Consider the following 18,875-nt stretch of genomic DNA (forward strand, 5'->3'; position numbering starts at 1 on the left):
CTGCAGGCCGCGGCAGCGGCCGGACAAGGAATTACCCATGGCAACCAGCAGCAAGGCTGAGCGGCGCGAAGCCGCCCGCAAGGAGGCCGAGCGTCTCCGCAAGATCCAGGATCAGCGCAACAAGCGCAACCGAGGCGTACTCATCGTGGTCGTCGTCGCCGTGGTGGCGCTGATCGCCGTCGCCGGTGTGATGATCTACCAGGCCTCCGGCCGCACCCTCCTGACGGACTATGAGGGCGAGAGCCCTGCGGGCTCGGACCTGCACGGCGGTATCACCTTCGGGGCCGACGGCGTCGGCTCCCCGAACGAGGGTGCTCCGACCGTCGACGTCTACCTCGACTTCCAGTGCCCGCACTGTGCAACCTTTGACGCCGTCAATGGCGAGGATGTCACGCAGGCGGCGGCTGACGGTGACGCCACGGTCGTCTACCACCCGGTGGACTTCCTGGACGGCGCCGCGATGAACTCGACCCGGTCGGCGAATGCGTTCCTCGTCATCGCCAGCGAGGCTCCGGAAGCGGCGTCAGAGTTCATGGCCACGATGTTCGAGAATCAGGCGAACGACGTCACCGACGAACAGATCGCCCAGATCGCCGTCGATGCCGGCGTGCCCCAGGAGGTGGCTGACTCCTTCTCCGAGGGTACCTACAACGAGTGGGTGGAGCTCGCTTCCGACCAGGCCATCCGCGACGGCTACTCCGGCACACCGACGATCGTCATCGACGGTGAGGTCTGGGGTAACGACGAGAACGACCCGGCCGGGCAGTGGACCACCGAGGGGGCCCTGCTGGCCGAGCTCCAGAGTCGCTGACCCGATCGGCCGGGGCGTGCAGCGATTACGCCCAGCCCCGGCCGATCTGGCACACTCGACTCGCCCCTCGTGGGCGCGCCACCTTAGCTCAGCTGGTAGAGCACCCGCCTTGTAAGCGGACGGTCGTCGGTTCGAGTCCGACAGGTGGCTCCGTGAACCTCACCCCGCCTCCGGCGTTTTCCTCCTGACGGCGCAGGGGTCGTACCGTAGGGCCGTGTCCGAGACCAGCATCCCCACTGAACCTGCACGCGCCTACGTGATCGCCGGCTCCGAAGCGACCGGCGGTGCCGGGATCCAGGCAGACCTGCGGACGTTCCAGACCCTGGGCGCCTACGGCTTCGGCACCCTCACCTGCATCGTCTCCTTCGATCCCGCAGCGAACTGGGCACACCGGTTCGTCCCGGTCGAGTCGTCGGTGATCGCCGACCAGATCGAGGCGGCCCTGGCCTGCCACGCACCGGACGTCGTCAAGATCGGGATGCTCGGCACCCCCGGGACGATCGACACGGTGGCGGGCGCGATCGCCGGCCACCCGTGGCGGCATGTGGTGCTCGATCCGGTCCTCATCTGCAAGGGGCAGGAACCCGGTGCCGCGCTCGACACCGACAACGCTCTCCGGGAGCGGATCCTGCCCCTGGCCACGGTGATTACCCCCAATCACTTCGAGGCCCGCACGCTCGCCGGGATGGAGCGCATCGAATCGGTGGACGACCTCGCGGAGGCCGCCCGGCGCATCCACGCCCTCGGCCCGAGGTATGTCGTTGCCAAGGGTGGCGTCGAGCTGGAGGGGCCGGACGCCGTCGACGTGCTCTTCGACGGGACGACGACGACCGTGGTGAGTACCCCGAAGATCGGCGAGGAGCGGGTCAGCGGTGCCGGTTGCACGTTCGCCGCAGCCGTGACGGCGGAGCTCGCCAAGGGGGCCGAGGTGACCGACGCCGTGCAGGTGGCCAAGCAGCTCGTGACCCAGGGGATCCTGGACCGGCTCCCTTCCCACGCCCCGTTCGACGCCGTACGGCTCGCCGGACCGGCGCCCACGGACGGCCCCGTGCAGATCCGCACCCTCTGAAGTCGAGGGTTCTAGGCTCGCTGCATGCGACCCGAGCACCTGAACCTGTTCCGCCAACTCGGCACGCCCGCCGCACACCCCAGCGGCACCTGGGCCGTGGTGGCGATCGACCGCCCCGACACCGACGCCGACACCTACCCCTCGGCGCTGTGGCGCCTCAGCCTGGACAGCGGCGAGTTGCGCCCGTTCACCCACGGTCCGGACGACTCGGAACCGGTGTTCTCCCCGGACGGGCGGTGGCTGGCGTTCATTCGTGCTCTCTCGGGCGGCAAGCCGCAGGTCGCGCTGATTCCCGCCGACGGCGGAGAGCCACGGGTCCTTACTGCGCACCCGGCCGGTGTGTCCGGCCGGCCCATGTTCTCCCCGGACTCGACCCGCCTCGCATACACGGCCCGGGTGCCCGAGCAAGGCCGGTACGGCACCGCCGAGGGCGTCGGTTCCGATGCCGAGGCACCGCGCCACATCACCCGGCTCACGTACCGGACCGACGGCCTCGGCTACTCCGCCGACCGGCCCCAGCAGGTGTTCCTCGCGGGGATTCCTTCGTCCCGGTCCACGTTGCTCGACCCGCTCGCCGACCCACCTTCGACGGCGGATGACGGTGAGAGTCCCCATGCTGTCGCAGGCGTCGAGGTCACGCAGGTCACGACCGAACCGTATGACCACAGCATCCCCGTCTGGACCCCGGACGGCACCGGCCTGCTGACGATCCGCTCGGCTCCGGACGCGATCGCCGGAGACCTACTGCATCACCGAGCGGAGGCGCAATCCCCGGCAACCGTTCTCGAGGTCGGCTCCCACGCCCCCGGTGCCGTGACCTTCGACGCCACGGGACGGCTCTGGTTGCTGCTCACCGATCAGGGCCCAGACCGGATGGATTTCATCGGCCGCTCACCCGCGTTGTACCGCGCCGCACTGGAGGGCACCACACTCAGCGGTCTGACCCGCCTCACCGATCCGCGCACGCTCACTCTGACCGGGGTGCTGGAACCTGCCGGCGACGGCGTCTTCCTCGTCGGGGCCAAACGCGGCACCGCCCCGGTGCTCCGGGCGGACGGGGACACGGTGGTGGCTGTGCTCGACGGGCATGTGGAGGCGCGTGCGGTCGCGGCGATGCCCGACGGCGCAGCCCTGGTGGCCGCCGGCAGTCCGGACAGCGTGGCCGACCTCTGGCATATCCCGGCGGACGCCGCGCCCTGGCGCGTGACCGACCTCTCCGCCCGGCTCCGGCAGGAGGCGGGCGCGGTCGAACCGGTCGAGCTGATCGCGAGCGGGGATGACGGCTACCCGGTGCACGGTTGGGTGAGCATTCCCGAGGGCGATGGGCCGCACCCCGTGCTGCTGCTCATCCATGGCGGACCGGCCGCGCAGTACACACCGATGTTCTTCGACGAGGTGCAGGTCTATACCCGGGCGGGCTACGCCGTCGTGTTCTGCAACCCGCGTGGTTCGATCGGGTACGGGCAGGACCACGCGCGGGCGATCATCGGCGGCTTCGGCGGCCGGGACGCCGTCGATGTGCTCGCCTTCCTCGACGCGGCGCTCGCAGCGCACCCGCAGTTGGACGCCGAGCGAGTGGGCGTGCTCGGCGGCTCCTACGGCGGCTACATGACGGCATGGCTGACCACCCAGACGAGGCGGTTCGCCGCGGCGATCGTCGAACGCGGTTTCCTCGATCCGGTCAGCTTCGTCGGGTCCGCCGACATCGGGTGGTTCTTTCCCCACGCCTACCTGGGAACCGACCCGGAGCAGATCGCTGCCCAGAGCCCGATGGCGCACGTGGATCGGGTGCGGACACCGACCCTGGTGATCCACTCCGAGCGGGACTGGCGCTGCCCGGTGGAGCAGGGCCAGCGCTGGTACACCGAACTGCGCCTGCGGGACGTGGAGGCCGAACTGCTGCTCTTCCCCGGGGAGGGGCACGAGTTGAGCCGCTCCGGTCGGCCCCGGCACCGGGTGGCGCGCTTCGAGCACATCCTGCGCTGGTGGGCGAAGCACCTGCCGGTCACCTGATCCGCGCACAGCGGCGTTCGGCGATCGTCCGTCGCAGCAGCCCTGAGCGGCCCTGACCAGCCCAGCCCGCGTCCGGACCGGTGCGGGAGTCGTTCACCTCGGTGATGTCGCCTATTCATCGCGCGCACGTCGGCGAGCCATCTGGCCTACCTAGCCTCGAGAGGCTCGTCGAAGCCTGTCTATGTGTGCACCGAGAGGAACCGTCACTCGTGATGTCTGGCCCCCACCGCAGAACCCGGACCGCAGTCGCCGCACTGTGCACCGCTCTGCCGATGCTGCTGTTGCCGACCGCGGCATCCAGTGCTCCGGTCGCGTCCGCGGCGACCGACCCGGTCGGCGATCTTCCACTGCTCAGCGACCCATTCCTGCAGAGTCCTACCGCCGACGGCGTCCACGTGGTTTGGAACACGGAGTTCGAGGGAAGCAACCACGTCGTCCTCCTCGGTGCGCAGGTCGCCACGCTGACCGCCGAGCAGGCTCAGCAGGCCGCGGCCGGGGCGACCTTCACCGGTGTGCGCGTCATCCCCGCCGAGTCCCTGAAGTACTCACGGCTCGCGGAGGACAGTTCCTCGCGCATCCCCGATGCGGTCAGGCCCACGGAGGAGGAGGGAATCGTCCACCGTGACGTGTGGCGCCACGAGGCGACGATCGATGGTCTCGCCCCAGGCGAGGCCGTGCCGTACCGGGTCGTCTCGACCGATGCGGGGGATGCAGCCGTCTCAGGCACCTTCTCGCTGCGTCCTTCCCCTGCCGCCGACGACGATCTGCGCATCCTGCTCACCAGCGACCACCAGGCCATGGCGAACACGGCCGCGAACCTCCAGCTGGCTGCAGAGACGATCGGTGACATCGACGGGGTCTTCCTCGCCGGCGACCTCGTCAACCATCCTGATCGCGCGTCGGAATGGTTCGACGATTCCCGAGGTAGCGCCTTCCTCGCGGTGCTTCAGGGCAATGGCGATCGGGTCGACAACCACGGCATCACCGCCTACCACGGCGGGGAGATCATCCAGAACGCACCCTTGTTCCCGGCCGTAGGCAACCATGAAGTGCACGGGCGAGTTGCCGGTGCGGCGAGCATCGGGGCAGCCTACGGCTCACCCGTCCCGATCGCCGTCGCCGAGGCGGAGTACGAGAGGGTCGCGGCGGAGGTGAACCCCACGGACGATCCGCAGACTAGGGCGCAGTGGATCGAGGACAATTCCTTCAGCACCACGAGCTACGAGGAGATGTTCACACTTCCGGACGACTCTCCGGGTGGCGAAACCTACTACGCCACGACCTTCGGTGGTGTCCGTCTCGTCTCGCTCTACTCCACGCGCATCTGGCGCAGCCCGACGGCGGTTGCCGATCCCGAGGAGCGGACGTCCTCCAGCAGGTATCAGGAGGCGGCATCGAGTCTCGATGAGCCACTGGAGCAGGGGTACGGCGAACACATCTTCGAGTCACTGGCCGTCGGTAGCGAACAATACGAGTGGCTTGAAGAAGAACTCGCGAGCGATGAGTTTCAAGATGCCGCGTACCGCATTGTCATGTTGCACGAGAGTCCGCAGGGCCTGGGTGACAACGTGATGCCGCAATTCGCTGATCCGGTTCGCATCGAAGAGACGAACGATTCTGGCGAGGTCATTGGCATCCGCTACGAGTATCCGCCCGAGGACAACATGTTGCGCCACGATCTGCAGCCGCTGCTCGAAGGAGCCGAGGTCGATCTGGTTCACAATGGCCACTCGCACTTGTGGAACAGGTTCGAGTCGGAGAACGGTGTGAACTACTTGGAAACGTCGAATACCGGCAACACCTACGGCGCCTACCACGAGCTCAGCGGCAGGTCGCGACCCCTGCCAGGGCTGCCGTGGGATGACGAGAACTATCTTGCGCAAGGCAATCCCGGCGGGCTCGAGCCGATCGTCCCGAACGTGGAGCCGTTCACCGCGGACGACGGTACGCCGCTGCCGTTCGTGCAGAGCAACGATCTGGCGGTCTTCGCGATGTTGGACACCGGAGCCGGTGAGGTGGTCTCGTACGCGTTCGATGTGCGCACCCCCGAGATCGACCCATGGGTGATCGATCGCTTCGAGATCGGGCGCTCCGCGGGTGAGGAGCCGGGTGATGGTGAGGAACCCGGTGGTGAGGAGCCGGGTGATGGTGAGGAACCCGGTGGTGAGGAGCCGGGTGATGGTGAGGAACCCGGTGGTGAGGAGCCGGGTGATGGTGAGGAACCCGGTGGTGAGGAGCCGGGTGGTGAGGAGCCGGGTGATGGTGAGGAACCCGGTGAGAGCGAGGCGTCGGCTGCCGTCACGTTGTCCTCGTCTTCAGTGGTTGCCGGCGATGCGCTGGAGGTGAACGGCTCCGGGTTCCCTTCTGGCGAGGCCGTGCGCATCGAGCTGCACTCTCACACGGTCGAGCTTGCAACGGTCGAGGCCGATGCCTCAGGAGCTGTCACCGCGCAGGTGACGATCCCGGTGACGGCTGTGGGTTCGCATCGAATCGTGCTCATCTCCGAGTCGGGCGTACGGGCCTCGGCCGCGCTGACCGTGACCGCAGCGGAGGGAGGAGGCGACCTCGCGGAGACCGGTTCGGAAACCCCGGTCTGGATGGTCGCCGGCAGCGCCGCGCTGCTCTTCGGCGGTATGGCGATGTTCCTGGTGGCCCGTCAGCGTCGCACTATTCCCGAGAGCTGAGCCCGTCGGAATGACGGTGAGCCCCGGCGTGTCTGTTTCCCGCCGGGGCTCCCGTATTGCGGCACGTATCCACCCGATGTCTCACGATGAAACAATCGATTGCAGTGAAGATAACTCTCTCGGAAACCTCTATCGGCATGTTGGCCGGGATGGTGTGATGATCCACGACATTTTTCGCCCACTCCAGAAGAATGGGTTACCGCATGAAATTCGTCACCAAGTTGCTGGCTATTCTGGCGTTTGTTGCCGGAGTGAGCGTTATTGCTCCGGCGCCAGCTCAGGCTGCCGATCTCAATGATGCCGTCATCGCGAACTCGAGCTCGTCCACTCATGCGTTCGTCGTCTGCCGGGACTGGGCCAGCAATGGCACGTGTGCGTACGGTTCGCCGCGCGGGTGGCTATATCCCGGCCAGAACACCCAGTCGAAGTTCGGGTGGGCGGATGCAGATGGATTCCATGTCGACGCAGGGTGCCGGGCCTACCTCGGGCAGGGCCGGACGGCCTACGGTCCGCAGTGGGTGAAGATGTACGGATCGTGGGGCTTGACGCAAACGGTCAACTACCGCTGCTGATCCGGACTGGCCGTGTGGCGCGGGTGCCTCGGCAGGCAGCAGGGGTACCCGCACTCACAGTCACCGCCGATAGCGCCGGGCCAGGTTTTCGGCAGTGGACGGGCCTTCGGTGGCGGTGGCGATCCACGGGCCGGTGCCCGCCGAGGGGTCGATCACACCGTCCTCAGCCCAGCTGAAGTCTCCGGCCAGCACCTGTGCGGCCACTGCCTCGTCACCATCGTCACTGTTGCGCCACAACTCGCGGAAGAGGCGCTCCACCCGCACCCGGGACTGGCGGCAGAATGCATCGGCCAGCCGCTGCCGGCTACCGATCTCCGGGGTGCGGGCGGCGTGCGCCTGCACGGCGGTCTGGGCGAACAACTCGGCCCCGACGTCCACCACGCGGGCCAGGAATCCCTGCCGCTTCTCCAGGCCGCCCTGCCATCGGACCATGCCATAGAACGTGTTCCGGGCGAGTCGGCGGGAGGTCCGCTCGACGTACCGCAACGCCGGTGCGGCCGGGCCGTAGGACGCGAAGGAAGCAGGCAAGTCGCCCGGTCCGGCAACCAGTCGGGGCAGCCAACCGCCGTAGAACATCGCGGCGTCCGCGGCTGCCCGGGCCCGGTCGGCTGAGTCGGCATCGGGGTCGATGAGCGCGCCCGCCACCCGGAGGTGCTCGTCCACGGCTTCACGGGCGATCAGCAGGTGCATGATCTCGCTCGAACCCTCGAAGATGCGATTGATCCGCAGATCGCGCAGCAACTGTTCGGCCGGGACGGCGCGTTCCCCACGCGCGGCCAGCGAACGGGCCGTCTCGTACCCCCGGCCACCACGAATCTGCACCATGGCATCGGCCACCTGCCAGGCCATCTCGCTGCACCACAGCTTGGCCAGGGCCGCTTCGATCCGGATGTCGGCCGACTCGGCGTCGGCCAGCTCGGCGGCGATCTGCACCACTGCCTCCTGGGCGTAGGTGGTGGCGGCGATGAAGGCGACCTGATGTGCGATGGCCGCATGCTTGCCGATCGGCGCTCCCCACTGCACCCGCTCGCGCGCCCACTGCCTGGCGATGGTCAGGGACCACTTGCTGCCAGCCACACACAGGGCCGGGATGGACAGTCGCCCGGTGTTCAGTGTGGTCAGCGCGATCTTGAGGCCCTTGCCCTCGGCGCCGACCACGTTGCGTGCCGGCACCCGCACCTGGTGGAAGCGCACCACCGCGTTCTCCAGCCCGCGTAGCCCCATGAACTCATTGCGGCGTTCGATCGTGATGCCTGGCGTGTCGGCCTCCACGATGAACGCCGTGATCCCGCCGCCCCCGCCGTCGGGATCGGGCGGCACCCGTGCCATCACCACGAACACCTCGGCGAGCACGGCGTTCGTGGCCCACAGTTTGACCCCGTCGATCAGGTAGTCCCCCTCGGGAGTGCGGGTGGCGCTCGCATGCAGCCGCGCCGGGTCTGATCCCACATCGGGTTCGGTGAGCAGGAAGGCGGAGATCGCGCCCTCGGCGCAGCGCCGCAGGTACGTCTCTTTCTGCTCCGGGGTGCCGAACACCTTGACGGGCTCGGGGACCCCGATGGACTGGTGCGCCGAGAGAAGCGCGCCGAGGCTGGGGTTCGCGCTCCCGGCGAGAATCAGTGCGCGGTTGTAGTCCACGTGCGAGAGCGCTACTCCGCCGTACTCGCGTGGAATGGTCATGCCGAAGGCGCCGATCCGGGCGAGCCCGGCCAGTACCTCGTCGTCGATGTGGTCCTCGGCCTCGATCCGTGCTCCGTCGACGTATTCGTCGAGATAGTGGCGCAGGTCTGTCAGGAATGCCTCCGCGCGTGGGTCGGCCGGTGGGGTCGACTCGCTCGGTTCCGGCCAGAGGACCTCGGGCCGGAACCGGCCGAGGTAGAGCTCCCGCGCGAACGAGGCGTGTGTGAATTCACTGCTGCGTGCTTCTTCGGCCACCCGGCGGGCTTCGCGGGCGGTCACCTCCGGTTGTGACATGAGGGCCTCCTCCGATGCTCCCTCAGTCTGATCTGCGAGGCTCGCGCCCGCCAGCGGGCGGAATCCGCTCGGGTAGGAACCCTGACAGCGGCTGTCGCTCTCCGTGGCTCGGTTGCCGGTTTCCTGGTTGCGTTCGGCGTGCTCGAACCCGTGCGCGTCAGGTATCGGAGCGCTCGTCCTGGCCGGGGAAGGACACCGGACGAGGTTCGGGTCGCTTGGGCAGGTGTGCGTCACCGGAGGAGCGCCCCCGCAGCCTGCGGGTCGCCCACGGGTACACGTCGCGGGCCATCCACTCTGCGTCCGCGCGGAGCCGCTCGGTGGCCGGGCGAACCGGCGGGCGCGGGAGCGGAACATGCCAGTTCGGGTGCTCCGGCGCCAATCCCAGCGCGACCAGCGCGGCGTCGGCCACCCGCGCGTGCCCCAGGCTGCTGAGGTGGATCCGGTCCTCGGCCCACATGCGCCAGTCCTGCAGCGGGTGCAGTCCCCAGACGTCGAGCACGGTGGCGCCGTGCCGCTGCGCGATCGACCAGATGTGCGCGTTGTAGATCGCGACCTTGGGCCGGATCCGGCGCAGCAGTCCCGCATTGCGGGTATCGGTACCGGTGGCCAGCAGCACCTCAGCGCCAGTGCGGCGAGCGGTGCGGACGGCACGGTCCAGGCTGACGGCGAGTTGGTCCGGGTCCGCTCCGGGGCGCAACAGGTCGTTCCCGCCGCCCACGATCGAGATCAGATCGGGTTCGGCGCTGAGGGCGCGGGGTAGCTGGTCGGTGAGGATCGGGCCGAGGAGACGGCCGCGGACGGCGAGATTGGCGTACTCGAGCGGCTCCGCGCCGTGCTGGGCCTGGCGTCCGGCGATCGCGGCAGCGAGCCGGTCGGCCCACCCACCGAGCTCGCCGGGGCGGTGGGGGTACTCGTCCCACAGGCCCTCGGTCATGCTGTCGCCGATCGCGACGTACCGGCGCCACGGGGGACTCGGGCTCGAGGTGCTCACCCGTCCTTCCTATCCCGGACGGTGCCCTCGCGCCAGGTCTTTGCCGTCCCGACGGCGACCGGTCACCTCCCTGGGAGGTGATCGCCCTAGGGGAGGGTCCAGTCCACCGGGGCACCACCCTGCTCGGTCAGGAGTGCGTTGGCGCGGGAGAACGGACGTGAGCCGAAGAACCCTCGCGAGGCTGACAGGGGGCTCGGGTGCGTGGTCGCGATGATCGGGGTCTGGCCGAGCAGAGTGCGCAACGACTGGGCATCGCGCCCCCACAGGATCGCCACGAGCGGCTGGTTGCGCGCGACCAGGGCCCGGATCGCAGCATCGGTCACGCGCTCCCATCCTTTGCCGCGATGGGAGGCCGGCTCGCCTGGTCGCACGGTGAGACTGCGGTTGAGCAGCAGTACCCCGGCATCAGCCCAGGCGGTGAGGTCGCCGGTCGAGGGGGCCGGCACCCCCAGATCCTCGGTGAGCTCGCGGAAGATGTTCTGCAACGAGCGCGGGATCGGGCGCACGTGCGGCTGCACCGAGAACGACAGGCCCATTGCGTGCCCGGGGGTGGGGTAGGGGTCCTGACCCACGATCAGCACCCGCACCCGCTCCAGGGGGTGGGTGAACGCCCGCAGCACATGCTCACCCGCCGGGAGGTACCCGCGCCCTGCGGCGATCTCGGCTCGCAGGAAGTCGCCCATCGCGTGAACGTCGCTCTCGACCGGCGCCAGGGCTGTGGCCCATCCCGGGTCGACGAGGTCGGCGAGGGGGCGGTGCGATGGTGCTGGCGTCGTCTCCACCCGCCCAGGGTAGGAGATCGCAGGCTCTCGAGCGGCTTCCACGGCGACACGCATCTATCACACCGACGTGCGGCGAGGGCGAATGACACGCGTGTTGTTTGCCCGTAGGATGGCCGTCAGTTTGCAGACGTCCGATGCATGACGACCACACGAGGAGGACCGATGGCGGCAGCGCAACCGCTCCCCACGTCGAGCAGTACGGTCGAGTCCGGGCTCAGTGAACGTGATGCCGAGATCCTCGCCTTCGAGCGGCAGTGGTGGAAGTACGCCGGCGCCAAGGAGACCGCGATCCGTGAGCTTTTCGACATGTCTGCCACCCGGTACTACCAGGTGCTGAACGCCCTCATCGACGAGCCGGCGGCGCTCGCGGCCGAGCCGATGCTGGTCAAGCGCCTGCGGCGGATGCGCAGCGTGCGTCAGCGTGAGCGCTCCGCGCGTCGTCTCGGTCACGAGCTGTGACTGCCCGCTGACGGGTTAGCCTGCCTGTCGTGAGCAACCCGGACCCCTCCTACCCCTACGACGAGGACGAGTTCGACACCCTCGGTGCCGATCGCGCACCCGAGGGTGTGCACCGTGCGCGGGTGCCGTGGTGGCGGCAGGCGCTGCCGTTCCTGGTGGTGCTGGTGCTGGCCCCGCTGCTGGCGTTCGTGGTGGTGCAGGCGGTCTCCCGGGATTCGGGTGGCGACCCGGAACCCACCGCGAGCGTGAGTTCGTCGGAGACCGGCGGTGAGACAGGAGCCAGCGAGGAGCCTGCGGAGGGCGAGTCCGAGACGGACGCCGACGGCGCTGGTGATGGTGACGCGACCGAGGAGCCCACCGACGACGAGACCGACACCACGGACGAGTCGGCCGACCTGGACTTCGGCGCCGCTGTCTGGGTGCTCAACGGTGCTGGTGTGGGGGGCCTCGCCGGGGAGAACCAGGGGGTTCTGACCGCGGCCGGGTGGACGAACGTCGTGGCCGACGACTACGCCTACAGCCAGCCGGCGACGACCACCATCTACTACCGCGATGCGGAGATCGCCGCTGAGGCGGAGGCGATCGGTGCCGAGCTGGGCATCACCGATCTGGTCGAGGACGCAGCGGCTGCGCCGAACGGCATCTATGTGGTGCTGCGTCCGGACTTCGTCGGCTGACGAACGGTCTCGGCTGAGGAGAACGTGAGGGACGCCGTCAGGGGTTCTGTTCGAGGGTGACCAGGGTCAGCAGTATGAGTGCGCAGGTCCAGGCGAGCGGAGCGACGGCGGCCGGTGCGCCGTCGGGCCCGACCTTCTCAGGGATCGCGCCGGTGCTGGTGCGATGGTTGTCGAGCCAGTCCAGCATCTCGATGGCACGTGTGCGGTCGCCGAGGCTGGCTGCGGTCCAGGCGTAGAGCGCGGTCTGCGGGGTCCAGGAATACTGGGTCTCCGGCCATGCTGCTCCGGGTGCCAACCCGCCTCCGGGGCGGGTCATCGTCTCGATGGATGCCCGCCACGCGGTGGCCGCACCTGGGAGCGGCTCGGCCACGAACGGCGGCAGTACGAAGGAAGCAGCGGCGTCCTGCAGGGATCGGCCCGGGTAGCGGCCGTAGCCGAAGGTGCCGAACTCTGCGGTGATGGCCTCGCGCAGGGCAGCGGCCGCTGCGGTGCTGCGGGCGGCGTTGCCGGTGTCGCCGCGCAGATCGTGCAGTCGCGCGGCGGCTTCCAGGCCGGCGAGTACGGGTGCGGCGGTCCCGAGGGTCACCTGGGTCTCGCGGTGCTCCCAGTAGTCCGACGACGGCGCAGGCAGCGGCGACCGGTCACTCACCTGGGCGAGCAGGAAGGCCGTCGAACGCTCGATGAGCGGTGCGAAGCGGGTCAGCAGCGCGTCGCGTTCGCGGTTGGTCTCGACGGCGTCAATCGCCTGTGCGAGAGCCCATAGTCCCCAGCCGGTTCCGTCCGTCTGGGTGCCGCGGTCGTCCGGAGGGAGCTGTTCGGTGACGGTGTACCGGGCGTGGAAGGAGCCGTCGGGGGCCTGGACGGTCTGGAGGTAGTCGAGGATCTCGAAGGCGTCGCGGTGGTGGCCGGTAGCGCTGAGTGCCGCGGCGACGAAGGCGGCGTCACGTGGCCAGACGTAGCGCCAGGCCGTGCTGGCGCCGGCGATGGCGCCTCCTCCTCCGCGCAGCAGTGCGTGCAGGTCGAGTAGGGCGTCGTGGCCGAGGTCGGCGAACTGGGTGTCGGCTCCTGGGAGGCTTCCCGCGGCGAGCCAGGTGCGGGTCTCTTCGGCGAGATGCTCGGCGGCGGCAACGGTGTCCTCGTCGGCGTCCGGGTCTGGGGCGAGGACGCGGCTGCCGGGAAGGTACGCGTGGTGCTCCCCGGCTGGGACGGTGGTCAGCTCTCCCGCTGGAGTGAGGGCGATCCCCTCCTGGTAGAGGGTGATGCTGTCGGCGCGGGTCTGCGGCGTTGTGAGCAGTCCGACAGCGACCAACGCAGCCACGAGAACGGTGCCGCAGACGACGGGCAGCAGGCGTCCGGACATGGCGTCGAGGGTATCTCGGAGGCACACATGGATCCGGTGCCGGTCGTCCAGCGCGCCACGCTCACGATCTGAGACGTTATCGATTTGTGACATCTGTGAGGTGACATACACCTTGAACATCCGTAGAGTCTGGCTGTCGTCGTCTGTCCGCGGGCGGCATCCAACTGCAAATGGCCACGGGCCCCCGATCGGGGTCACGGGCACCACGCACACACAGGCTCGGGGGAGTTACGTGCAGAAAAATAAGCATGTCGCGCGCAGACGAGCGCGCACCGCATGGCAGCGGCCACTGGCGGGTGCGACCGCCATGGTCTCCGCAGTTGCCCTGGGAGCCGTTGGGCTCTCCGGCACGCTGTCGCCGGCGGTTGCTGCGCCGGGCGATGACAGTGAGGCGCTTGCCGAACTGATCGACCTGGAAGCGCTGGGACTCGGCGTCGTTGACGCTGTCCGGACCGAGTCCGGCTTCACCAGCGACGAGGGCCCGAACGACGCTGATCTCGACGTGTCCGTGTTGGAGGGCCTCGCTGACATCACCGTTGGCGGTGTCAGCATCCCGCTGATCGGCGATGGCAGCAACGAAGGCCTGCTCGACCTCGGTCCCGGTGCTGAGGCGGGACTCCTCAACGGCTACGCTTCGTCGCCCGACGGTCAGTCTTCGATCGCCGCATCCGGTGCGCTCGGCGCCGACGGCGCGATCAACGCTGACGCCGGCGGCGGTTCAGAGGCGGCGACGGTTGACCTGACCGCGCTGCTCGGTCAGGTCGGTGTGGACGGCCTGACGGACGAGATCGTCGATCAGGTGGGCCTGCAGCTCGGAGCGATCGCCTCCCGTGCGGAGGTCACCGACGGCAACAACGTCACGAGCGAATATGTGATCGCTGACGCGCAGGTCATCATCAGCAGCCCGCTGGTCGGGGATCTGAGCACGACTGTCCAGAACACCGTGGGGACCGCCGAGGACACGGTGAACGGCACCCTCGGGCCGGATGGAGCAGTCCAGGGCCTGTTGGACGCTATCGATGTCGGAAGCGTTGGTCTCCCGGGCGTTCTCGCGATCGACCTGGGCTCACCGACTCTCAACGCGAGCGTTGACCTGACGGGTGTCACCGACGGGATCCTCACGGACTCGATCAGTGACGGTGCAGTGACGATCAACCTGGCCGACGGGACCATCGGCATTGACCTGGCGCAGTTGCACCCGGATGGTCTCAACGATCTGGACCCGAACACCCAGGTGCTGACCTCGGCTCAGATCGACCAGGTACAGATCGGGGTGACGAACCTCCTCGACGATCTGCTCGACGAGATCGTCGAAGCCGTCGACGACGCGATCCTGGGCACGAACCTCAATGTGACGCTTGACCCGAGCCTGGACGTGCTTTCGGGCACGCTCACTGGTGATGTGGGAGTCCAACTCACTGGCTCGCTCGGGGACTTCCTCGGGCTGACGGAAGACGACCCCGTGCTCGATGTCACGGGGAGCATCACGATCGACCTGCCGATCCTCCCGGATGTCACGCTGGACGCCGACGGATTGTTCGATCTCATCGAGCCGGCGATCCTTGACGTGCTTGGTGCGATCGGTGGAGCCTTCGACGGTCTACTGAACCCGGACGACTCCGACGGTGCCCCCGTGCTAGGTGTCGTGGGAATCCTGCAGGACACCCTGTCTAGCGTGATCGGCGAGCTCGACGTGCTCGACCCGCTGCTGAGCCAGTTGCTCACCATCACGATCAACGAGCAGCCGACCGCAGCCCCGATCAACGCAGCGGGCGGTGACCTGGGTGAGGGTTCCTTCACGGTCCGTGCCCTGGCGATCGACGTCCTGCCTGGCCTTGGTGCTGAGACGGGCATCGACCTGGCTTCCTCCTCGGTGCAGGCGACTGTCGACGATGGCGGCGACGCAGACACGAACGCCAACGCCTCGGCGTCGGCTTCCGCATCGGCGAACGCGGACGATGACAACAATGCAGCGGCCGATGCTGCGGCTGAAGCCGCAGCGTACGCAGACAACACCACGGACTCCTCGGCTGCTGCCGATGTGACCGCGGCTGCTGCTGCCGATGTTGCTGCTGACACCGATGCCTCGCAGGATGCGTCGGCGGATGCGACCACAGACCCGGATGCTTCTGCTGCCGCGGCGGCTGAGGCGGCGGCGAACGCGGACAACTCCTCCGACACGGCGGCGGATGCGTCGGCTGCAATGTCTGCGGACGCCACGTCGGACGCCACCTCGGAGTCCGCCTCGGCTGCCGACGCGGCGGCCACGGCTGACTCCTCCACTGACGCCTCGGTCGCGGCATCGGCTGACGCTGATTCGTCCACGGACCCGGACTCCTCGACGGACCCGGACTCGTCCACGGACCCGGACTCCTCGACGGACCCGGACTCGTCCACGGATGCGGACACAAACACCAATGCCTCGGCGTCAGCTGCGGCGTCGGCGGATGCTGATGACGATTCCAACGCGGCGGCTGAGGCCGCGGCTGAGGCTGCGGCGGACGAGGACAACGAGACGGATACGTCGGCTGCCGCTGACGTGACCGCGGCTGCTGCGGCTGAGACTGCAGCGGACACGGACGCCTCGCAGGATGCGTCGGCGGATGCGACCACGGACCCGGATGCTTCGGCTGCTGCGGCAGCTGAGGCGGCGGCGAACGCGGATAACACCTCCGACACCAACGCGGACGCTTCGGCAGCGGTCTCGGCGGACTCGACGTCTGACGCCACTTCGGAAGCTGCCTCGGCGGCTGACGCGGCGGCCACGGCGGATTCCTCCACCGACGCCTCGGCGGCGGCATCAGCGGACGCGGACGCCACGGCAGACGACACTGCTGACGCGACCGCGGATGACACCGCGGACGCGACGAGCGCCAGCGACGCGGACTCCGACGCCGACGGTGGCGAGCTCAGCGCCTCGGTGCTCTACAAGAGCATCGTGCGGGGCACCGGCGTCGAGCAGGAGGCCTACGCCTCCGGGTTCGAGCCGGGTGAGGCGGTCACCGTGACCGTGTTCTCCACCCCGTTCGACATCGCGGCTGTCGCCGACGAGTCGGGCGACATCGCGGTGTCCTTCCCGATCGATGCCGACTTCGAGCTCGGCGGCCACCACGTGGAGTTCGTCGGTGAGGTCTCCGGTGAGATTCCTGCCGAGAACCTCGACACCGACTTCGAGGTGACCGAAGCCAGTGGGCCGGAGTTGCCCTCGACGGGTGCCGAGCTCGACCAGTTGTTCGGCCTCATCGCTGCAGCACTCCTCTGCCTCGGAGCCGGACTGCTGCTGACCGGCAACCGGCGGTCGACCGTGAGCTGATCCGCACCGCGGATGAGCACAGAGTGAGGGGTTCGGTCCCGGAGCGCGGCGACGCTCCGGGACCGAACCTCGTTCGCCGACGTTTTCTGCAGCATGATGGCCCGGTGGGGAACGAACTGACATGACGAGCAACAACGCCGCGGCTGAGACCGACGCTCCCGCCGGCGAGGACGCGGACCGGCCGGAGGAACGCCCGGACACGGCCGGCAACGGTGAGGTCCGCACACCGCTCAACCGCCTCAAGCGCGCCGTGGTGGTGGCGGCGGTCCTCTTCACCGCCTTCCACATCTTCGCCACGTTCCTCTGGATCGCGCCCGCCTCCGGGTTGCGCCAGGTGATCCCAGGCGACCTTCTGCACCGGTACATGATCCCGATGCACGGGCAGAGCTGGAGTGTTTTCGCGCCTGAGCCCATCAACGGCGACTACCGTCTCCAGGTCCGTGCCACGCTCAACCGAGACGGTGAGGAGATCGAGACCGAGTGGGTCGATGCGACCGCAGCCGAGCTCGACATGCTCACCCACAACCTCTTTCCTCCGCGGGCAGCGATCACGGCCAGCCAGGTAGCCAGCACCTTCCGTGGCGCCTACCTCGACCTCGACGAGGAGCAGGAAGAGATCGTCGCACTCGGCTACTACAACGGCGATGATTGGCGTCCGCGGCTGGAGTCAGCGCTGCGTTCGCTAGGCAACGGTGGCGCTGTGACCGAGTACATGGAGGCAGAAGAACTGGCCAACGCCTATGCCACGCAGGTGGCCTACGCCATGTGGGGTGAGGACGTCACCCTCGTGCAGTTCGTCATCAGCCGCCAGAACGTGGTGCCCTACGGCCAGCGAAACGAGCCCGATGCCGAACGCCCTGCTGTGCAGCCCTATGTCACCGGATGGCGGGGACTGATCGAGTACCCCGGTCAGTCCCGCGAGCGGTTCGCGGAGATCTTCCGCCCAGCCGTCGAGGAGTCCACCCGATGACGTCGCGCGCCCGCACATTTGCTCGCACCAGTGCCCGTGCGACCGGCACACTCGTCGGCGACCTCTACAGAGCCGTCGCCTCACTGGTACACCGCACTCTGACCTGGACCGAGAACTGGCTCGTCGGGGCCAAGCGTGCCCGGTACGGCCTCGCCGTCACCCGCATCCTCCTCGGACTGACCGCTCTCGGCCTGCTCGCCACCAACTGGCGAACCCGCTACTACGCCTTCGGTAGCGGCTCGGTCTGGAACGGCGAAGCAGCCCAGCCGCTGAGCGACTTCCCGCAGATCCCGCTGTTCAGCATCTTCCACCGGGTGGCGCTGAACGACTGGTCCTTCACCATCCTCTACATCGCGCTCGCCTGGCTCGCGATCCTCGTGACCTTGGGCTGGCGGATGAAGATCGTGCTGCCGATCTTCTTCGTCGCCTGGACCTCGTTCATCGAGATGAACGACACCCTGGGCGATCAGGGCGACAACATGTTCCGCATCACCCTGCTGGCACTGTTGTTCGCCGATACCGCGGGCCGGTGGTCGCTGGATGCCCGCCGCCGTGCTGACACCGAGGCCCAGACCGGACCCTGGCTGCGGCGCGCCTGGAACGGTGAGCCGTGGGTACCCGCATGGCTGACCAATCTGTGCCACAACCTCGTGCTCGTGGCGGTGACGTGCCACGTGTGCTTCGTCTACGCCTCCGGTGCCCTCTTCAAGGCCGGGGGAGCGCCGTGGCAGCACGGGTACGCCATCTACAACCCGCTGCAGACGGTGCGTTTCGGGTCCTGGCCAGAACTCAGTGACCTGCTGACCGCGTGGGCGCCCGTGGTCACGATCATCTCCTGGAGCTCGATCATCCTCCAGATGATCTTCCCGCTCGCGCTGCTGTGGCGACCCTCCCGGGTGATCGCGCTGTTCGGCATCACCTCCTTCCACATCGGCATCGCCGTCCTCATGGGGCTGCCCTGGTTCTCCCTGGCGATGATCGCGATCGACGCGATCTTCATCCGCGACGTCACCTGGCGGAAGCTGGCCGACCGGATCAGCGAGGCCTGGCGAAGTGCTCGTGACCAGAACGGTGAGACTGGCGAGAGTCCACCGGAGGAACCCGACGGCGCAGACTCCGACCCACCGGACGAACCCGCACGGGCGCGCGCCTCCGTGACGCACTGACCCCGCCCTCACCCACGACCAGGCAGACTGGAGG

General features: G+C 68.4%; 14 protein-coding genes and 1 tRNA gene. 11 read left to right on the forward strand and 4 right to left on the reverse strand.

Annotated features, from left to right (window positions below):
- Positions 1-37: 37 nt before the first annotated feature.
- The 6 genes from FV560_RS09050 (at position 38) to FV560_RS09075 (ending at position 7,149) form a co-directional block, all read left to right on the forward strand.
- Positions 38-811, forward strand: a complete 774-nt coding sequence (locus FV560_RS09050; RefSeq protein WP_159621208.1) for a DsbA family protein — start codon at positions 38-40, stop codon at positions 809-811.
- A 77-nt stretch (positions 812-888) separates the two neighbouring features.
- Positions 889-961, forward strand: a tRNA-Thr gene (locus FV560_RS09055).
- Positions 962-1,025: 64 nt separating this feature from the next.
- Positions 1,026-1,880, forward strand: coding sequence for a hydroxymethylpyrimidine/phosphomethylpyrimidine kinase (locus tag FV560_RS09060; protein WP_235020026.1), 855 nt, complete (start codon positions 1,026-1,028; stop codon positions 1,878-1,880).
- 24 nt (positions 1,881-1,904) lie between these two features.
- A complete protein-coding gene (locus FV560_RS09065) occupies positions 1,905-3,893 on the forward strand; it encodes an alpha/beta hydrolase family protein (protein ID WP_159621209.1) in 1,989 nt (662 codons plus the stop codon).
- 212 nt (positions 3,894-4,105) lie between these two features.
- The gene (locus tag FV560_RS09070; protein WP_200837588.1) at positions 4,106-6,577 is read left to right on the forward strand and encodes a metallophosphoesterase family protein; all 2,472 of its coding nucleotides are present in this window, start codon (positions 4,106-4,108) and stop codon (positions 6,575-6,577) included.
- A 203-nt stretch (positions 6,578-6,780) separates the two neighbouring features.
- The gene (locus tag FV560_RS09075) at positions 6,781-7,149 is read left to right on the forward strand and encodes a hypothetical protein (RefSeq protein ID WP_159621210.1); all 369 of its coding nucleotides are present in this window, start codon (positions 6,781-6,783) and stop codon (positions 7,147-7,149) included.
- A gap of 60 nt (positions 7,150-7,209) precedes the next feature.
- Here the strand turns inward: FV560_RS09075 and FV560_RS09080 are convergent, their stop codons facing one another.
- The 3 genes from FV560_RS09080 to FV560_RS09090 all read right to left on the reverse strand — a co-directional run bounded on the left by FV560_RS09080 (position 7,210) and on the right by FV560_RS09090 (position 10,896).
- Positions 7,210-9,123: an acyl-CoA dehydrogenase family protein gene (locus tag FV560_RS09080; RefSeq protein WP_159621211.1), complete on the reverse strand. Its 1,914-nt coding sequence runs from the start codon at positions 9,121-9,123 to the stop codon at positions 7,210-7,212.
- 157 nt (positions 9,124-9,280) lie between these two features.
- Complete coding sequence (locus FV560_RS09085) at positions 9,281-10,114, reverse strand: SGNH/GDSL hydrolase family protein (protein WP_159621212.1); 834 nt, start codon at positions 10,112-10,114, stop codon at positions 9,281-9,283.
- An 86-nt stretch (positions 10,115-10,200) separates the two neighbouring features.
- Complete coding sequence (locus FV560_RS09090; RefSeq protein WP_235020027.1) at positions 10,201-10,896, reverse strand: uracil-DNA glycosylase; 696 nt, start codon at positions 10,894-10,896, stop codon at positions 10,201-10,203.
- A 162-nt stretch (positions 10,897-11,058) separates the two neighbouring features.
- Between FV560_RS09090 and FV560_RS09095 the strand changes: the two genes are divergently transcribed.
- Together FV560_RS09095 and FV560_RS09100 are read left to right on the forward strand one after the other, a co-directional pair.
- Complete coding sequence (locus tag FV560_RS09095) at positions 11,059-11,355, forward strand: DUF3263 domain-containing protein (protein WP_200837589.1); 297 nt, start codon at positions 11,059-11,061, stop codon at positions 11,353-11,355.
- Positions 11,356-11,384: 29 nt separating this feature from the next.
- Positions 11,385-12,032: a LytR C-terminal domain-containing protein gene (locus FV560_RS09100; RefSeq protein ID WP_159621215.1), complete on the forward strand. Its 648-nt coding sequence runs from the start codon at positions 11,385-11,387 to the stop codon at positions 12,030-12,032.
- A gap of 37 nt (positions 12,033-12,069) precedes the next feature.
- Here FV560_RS09100 and FV560_RS09105 read toward each other — a convergent pair whose 3' ends face one another.
- Entirely contained in the window at positions 12,070-13,392 is a 1,323-nt protein-coding gene (locus tag FV560_RS09105) for a glycoside hydrolase family 15 protein (RefSeq protein ID WP_159621216.1), read from the reverse strand.
- A gap of 307 nt (positions 13,393-13,699) precedes the next feature.
- On the opposite strand from FV560_RS09105, the gene FV560_RS09110 reads away from it, so the two are divergent.
- From FV560_RS09110 to FV560_RS09120, 3 genes are all read left to right on the forward strand, one after another.
- Positions 13,700-16,705, forward strand: a complete 3,006-nt coding sequence (locus FV560_RS09110; protein ID WP_159621217.1) for a choice-of-anchor G family protein — start codon at positions 13,700-13,702, stop codon at positions 16,703-16,705.
- Positions 16,706-16,826: 121 nt separating this feature from the next.
- Complete coding sequence (locus tag FV560_RS09115; RefSeq protein ID WP_235020028.1) at positions 16,827-17,675, forward strand: DUF5819 family protein; 849 nt, start codon at positions 16,827-16,829, stop codon at positions 17,673-17,675.
- Complete coding sequence (locus tag FV560_RS09120; RefSeq protein WP_159621218.1) at positions 17,672-18,841, forward strand: HTTM domain-containing protein; 1,170 nt, start codon at positions 17,672-17,674, stop codon at positions 18,839-18,841. The genes FV560_RS09115 and FV560_RS09120 overlap by 4 nt, the downstream gene beginning before the upstream one ends.
- The last annotated feature ends 34 nt before the right edge of the window (positions 18,842-18,875 follow it).

Origin of the sequence: Ruania rhizosphaerae, from assembly GCF_009805705.1 — a bacterium.
GTDB classification, from domain to species: domain Bacteria; phylum Actinomycetota; class Actinomycetes; order Actinomycetales; family Beutenbergiaceae; genus Ruania; species Ruania rhizosphaerae.